This window comes from Rhizobacter sp. P3_B12 (assembly GCF_056402895.1).
Map to the genome: position 1 here is coordinate 1 of NZ_JBFUGN010000468.1, position 4,732 is coordinate 4,732.

5 protein-coding genes are annotated in these 4,732 nt (G+C 67.3%); 4 read left to right on the plus strand and 1 reads right to left on the minus strand.

The features are described from left to right. Positions 1 to 539 precede the first annotated feature (539 nt). Positions 540 to 1,514, minus strand: coding sequence for a LysR family transcriptional regulator (locus tag AC1D01_RS21360; RefSeq protein ID WP_477869833.1), 975 nt, complete (start codon positions 1,512 to 1,514; stop codon positions 540 to 542). 91 nt (positions 1,515 to 1,605) lie between these two features. On the opposite strand from AC1D01_RS21360, the gene AC1D01_RS21365 reads away from it, so the two are divergent. The 4 genes from AC1D01_RS21365 to AC1D01_RS21380 form a co-directional block, all read left to right on the plus strand. Next, positions 1,606 to 3,072, plus strand: coding sequence for a form I ribulose bisphosphate carboxylase large subunit (locus AC1D01_RS21365; RefSeq protein WP_477869835.1), 1,467 nt, complete (start codon positions 1,606 to 1,608; stop codon positions 3,070 to 3,072). A gap of 24 nt (positions 3,073 to 3,096) precedes the next feature. Next, complete coding sequence (locus tag AC1D01_RS21370; protein ID WP_477869837.1) at positions 3,097 to 3,531, plus strand: ribulose bisphosphate carboxylase small subunit; 435 nt, start codon at positions 3,097 to 3,099, stop codon at positions 3,529 to 3,531. A gap of 49 nt (positions 3,532 to 3,580) precedes the next feature. Next, positions 3,581 to 4,441, plus strand: a complete 861-nt coding sequence (gene cbbX / locus AC1D01_RS21375) for a CbbX protein (protein WP_477869841.1) — start codon at positions 3,581 to 3,583, stop codon at positions 4,439 to 4,441. Further along, on the plus strand, positions 4,438 to 4,732 hold a 295-nt coding region (locus tag AC1D01_RS21380), incomplete at its 3' end, for an HAD hydrolase-like protein (RefSeq protein WP_477869839.1). The genes cbbX and AC1D01_RS21380, both read left to right, overlap by 4 nt.

A 4,732-nucleotide genomic window follows, 5' to 3' on the forward strand; every position in this document is an offset into this window, starting at 1 on the left:
CGTCTGAGGCGCACGTGGGTTGAAACGAGACGAACGCGATGAAGCGCGCCAGCTACGGCAGTCGTGCGTCTCGTCCGAGGCGCACGTGGGTTGAAACACGCAYCGCGTATCGAATGAGGACAGCAAGGACGTCGTGCGTCTCGTCCGAGACGCACGTGGGTTGAAACTGCCAGGGAGGCGCGGACCGCCTCGAACTGGTGAAGTCGTGCGTCTGGTCCGAGGCGCACGTGGGTTGAAACACTGGCTGCCCCCTTGTGCCTTGAGGATTGCGCGGGTCGTGCGTCTCTCCCGAGGTGCAGGTGGATTGAAACTCGAACGAATCCATCGTCGGACATGCGAGCGACAGTCGAACGCCTCATCCGAGGCGCACATGGGTTGAAACGCGCTGGGCGCTTCGACATCGACCCAGCCGGTGAGTCGTGCGCCTCGTCCAAGGCACGCGCGGATTGAAACTGCTTGCCGTTGTAAATATTGCAGTTCCAGGGATGTCGCACGTCTCTTCCAACGCGCACATCGGTTCCAACTCCAACCCGCATTGGTCAACCTGAAGACGCCTTACGTGGGGCCGCCGCGCGCCGCTTCGGCGCCGATCGCAAGCTCCGCAACTGCGCATCGATCAACCCCTGTCCCTCATCCGCCAGGAACTGCTTGAACGCCGACGTCACCTGCGGCAGGCGGCGCGACGCCAGGTGCATCGCGTACCAATCCCGCTGCAGCGGGTTGCCGGCCATCGGCAGCAGCGCCAGCAGCCCGGCCTCGAGCTCCAGCGCGCAGGTGTGCAGCGACAGGAAGGCCACGCCGAAGCCGGCGGCACACATGTGCTTGATGGCCTCGTTGCTCGACATCTCCGAGCCGATGCGCAGCGGCACGCCGGCATCCTTGTAGAGCCGCTCCAGCGTCGTGCGCGTGCCCGAGCCGCGCTCGCGCGCCAGCAGGTTCGCTTCCACCAGGTCGGCCAGTGCCGGCCGGCGCTGCTTCATCAGCGGATGCTTCGGCGACGCGAGGAACGCCATCGGGTGCTTCGCGAACGCCACCGCCGTCGTCTTCAGCTCGGCGGGCGGCCGGCCCATGATCGCGATGTCGACCTCCTGCGCGGCCAGCATGCGCACGATCTCGTCGCGGTTGCCCACCTGCAGCTTCACCTTCACGTCCGGGTGCTGGCCCGCAAAGGCCACCAGCAGCGGCGGCAGCAGGTACTCCGCCGTGGTCACCGCACCCACCCGCAGCGTGCCCGAGAACAGCCCGCGCTGCGCCGCCATCTCGTCACCCGCCTCACGCCACAGCTCGAGGATGCGCGCCGCATAGCCGGCCATCAGCTCGCCCGCCGCCGTCAGGCGCACGCCGCGCCCGCTCTTCTCCAGCAGCGGTGCCCCCGCGCTTTCCTCCAGCAGCTTCAGCTGGATCGACACCGCCGGCTGCGTCAGGTGCAGCTCGCTCGCAGCACGCGACACGCTGCCCAGGCGTGACACCGCATGGAAGGCCGCGAGCTGGCGGAAGGTGGCGTTCTTGAGCATCAGTCGAAGCTTATGGGTTGCCGAAAAGAATCAATTATTCCGAATGCATCGCGATGCCTACATTCGACTCAACCGAGCAAGGAGAGTGTCCATGGGCCACATGAAAGACGCAACGCAGATCACCGATGCCAAGAAGCGCTATTCGGCCGGCGTTCTCAAGTACGCCCAGATGGGCTACTGGAACGCCGACTACGTGCCGAAGGCGACCGACATCCTGGCGCTGTTCCGCATCACGCCGCAGGACGGCGTCGACCCGATCGAGGCCGCCGCCGCGGTGGCCGGCGAATCGAGCACCGCCACCTGGACGGTCGTCTGGACCGATCGCCTGACCGCCTGCGACATGTACCGCGCCAAGGCCTACCGGGTCGAGCCGGTGCCGAACAACCCCGGCCAGTACTTCTGCCACGTCGCCTACGACCTGAGCCTGTTCGAGGAGGGCTCGATCACCAACGTGGCCGCGTCGATCATCGGCAACGTGTTCAGCTTCAAGCCGCTGAAGGCCGCACGGCTCGAGGACATGCAGTTCCCGGTGGCCTACGTGAAGACCTTCGCCGGCCCGCCCACCGGCATCGTGGTCGAGCGCGAGCGGCTCGACAAGTTCGGCCGCCCGCTGCTCGGCGCCACCACCAAGCCCAAGCTCGGCTTGTCGGGCCGCAACTACGGCCGCGTGGTCTACGAAGGCCTGCGCGGCGGGCTCGACTTCATGAAGGACGACGAGAACATCAACTCGCAGCCCTTCATGCACTGGCGCGACCGCTTCCTGTTCGTGATGGACGCCGTCAACAAGGCGAGTGCCGCCACCGGCGAGGTCAAGGGCAGCTACCTGAACGTCACCGCCGGCACGATGGAGGAGATGTACCGCCGCGCCGAGTTCGCGAAGTCGCTCGGCTCGGTGATCGTGATGATCGACCTGGTGGTGGGCTACACCGCGATCCAGTCGATGAGCCACTGGTGCCGGCAGAACGACATGATCCTGCACTTGCACCGCGCGGGCCACGGCACCTACACCCGCCAGAAGAACCACGGCGTGAGCTTCCGCGTGATCGCGAAGTGGATGCGCCTGGCCGGCGTCGACCACATCCACGCCGGCACCGCCGTCGGCAAGCTCGAAGGCGATCCGATGACGGTGCAGGGCTACTACAACGTCTGCCGCGACACGCACACCGTGGTCGACCTGCCGCGCGGCATCTTCTTCGAGCAGGACTGGGGCGCGCTGAAGAAGGTGATGCCGGTCGCCTCCGGCGGCATCCACGCCGGCCAGATGCACCAGCTGCTCGACCTGTTCGGCGACGACGTGGTGCTGCAGTTCGGCGGCGGCACCATCGGCCACCCGCAGGGCATCCAGGCCGGCGCCACCGCCAACCGCGTCGCGCTCGAGGCGATGGTGCTGGCGCGCAACGAGGGCCGCGACATCGCGAACGAAGGGCCCGACATCCTGGCCGAGGCGGCCAGGTGGTGCGGCCCGCTGCGCGCCGCGCTCGACACCTGGGGCGAGGTCAGCTTCAACTACACGCCGACCGACAGCTCCGATTACGTGCCCACGCTCGCCGTCGCCTGACCCCGAACACCCTGGAGACCTCGCATGCGAATCACCCAAGGCACCTTCTCGTTCCTGCCCGACCTCAGCGACGCGCAGATCGTCCGCCAGATCGATCACGCGCTCGGCAAGGGCTGGACCATCGGCATCGAATACACCGACGACCCGCACCCGCGCAACACCTTCTGGGAGATGTTCGGCAACCCGATGTTCGACGTGTCCGACGCGGCCGGCGTGATGCTGGAGCTCCGGCAGTGCCGCAAGACCTTCCCTGACCACTACATCCGCCTGGCCGCGTTCGACTCGACGCACGGCACCGAATCGGTGGTGCTGTCCTTCATCGTCAACCGGCCGGCGGTGGAACCGGGCTTCCGGYTGATCCGCACCGAAGAGCAGGGCCGAAGCTTGCGTTACAGCATCGAAAGCTATGCCGTGCAGCGTTCGCCCGAGGGCGAGCGGTACGGAATGCGCCAGGAGTGACCGCGCCATGAACGAGGACCGCGACAGTCTGTGTCAGCCGCCCGGCGAGATGCCGGAAGCGTCGGCGGCGCGCGCGATGCTCGACCAGCTCGATGCCGAACTGATCGGCCTCGCGCCGGTGAAGGGCCGCATCCGCGACATCGCCGCGCTGTTGCTGATCGACAAGCTGCGCGCCGAGCAGGGGCTGCAGTCGCAGCCGCCCTCGCTGCACATGTGCTTCACCGGCAACCCCGGCACCGGCAAGACCACCGTCGCGATGCGCATGGCCGAAGTGCTGCGCCAGCTCGGCTACGTGCGCAAGGGCCACCTGGTGGCGGTGACGCGCGACGACCTGGTCGGCCAGTTCATCGGCCACACCGCGCCGAAGACGCGCGAGGTGCTGAAGAAGGCGATTGGCGGCGTGCTCTTCATCGACGAGGCCTACTACCTGTACAAGCCCGAGAACGAACGCGACTACGGGCAGGAGGCGATCGAGATCCTGCTGCAGGTGATGGAGAACCAGCGCGACGACCTGGTGGTGATCCTCGCCGGCTACCAGGACCGCATGGAGACCTTCTTCGCCAGCAACCCCGGCATGGCATCGCGCATCGCGCACCACATCGATTTCCCGGACTACAGCGAGGCCGAGCTGATGCTGATCGCGCAGCTGATGCTGACCCGGCTGAACTACCGCTTCGACGACGCGGCCGAACCGGCCTTCGCCCGCTACCTGAGCCTGCGCCGGCAGCAGCCGCACTTCGCGAACGCACGCTCGATCCGCAATGCGCTCGACCGCATCCGGCTGCGCCACGCGACGCGGCTGTTCGGCGCCGGCCGGCGGCTGACGCGCGAGCAGCTGTGCACCCTGCAGGCCGAAGACGTGCTCGCGAGCCGCGTCTTCGCCGGCCCCACTCCAGGAGCAAGACCATGAGCATCGAGGCCCTGATCTTCGACGTCGACGGCACGCTGGCCGACACCGAAGAGGCACACCGCGTCTCGTTCAACAGCGTGTTCGAGCAGCACCGGCTCGGCTGGACCTGGACGCGCGCCGAGTACCGCCAGCTGCTCGACGTGCCGGGTGGCAAGGAGCGCATCGCGTCGTACATCGCGTCGCTGCCGATCGGCGCGGCCGAACGCCAGCGCCTGCTGGCCCTGGTGCCGCGGCTGCATGCCGACAAGACGCGCTTCTATGGCGAGGTGGTGAGCGAAGGCGGCGTCACGC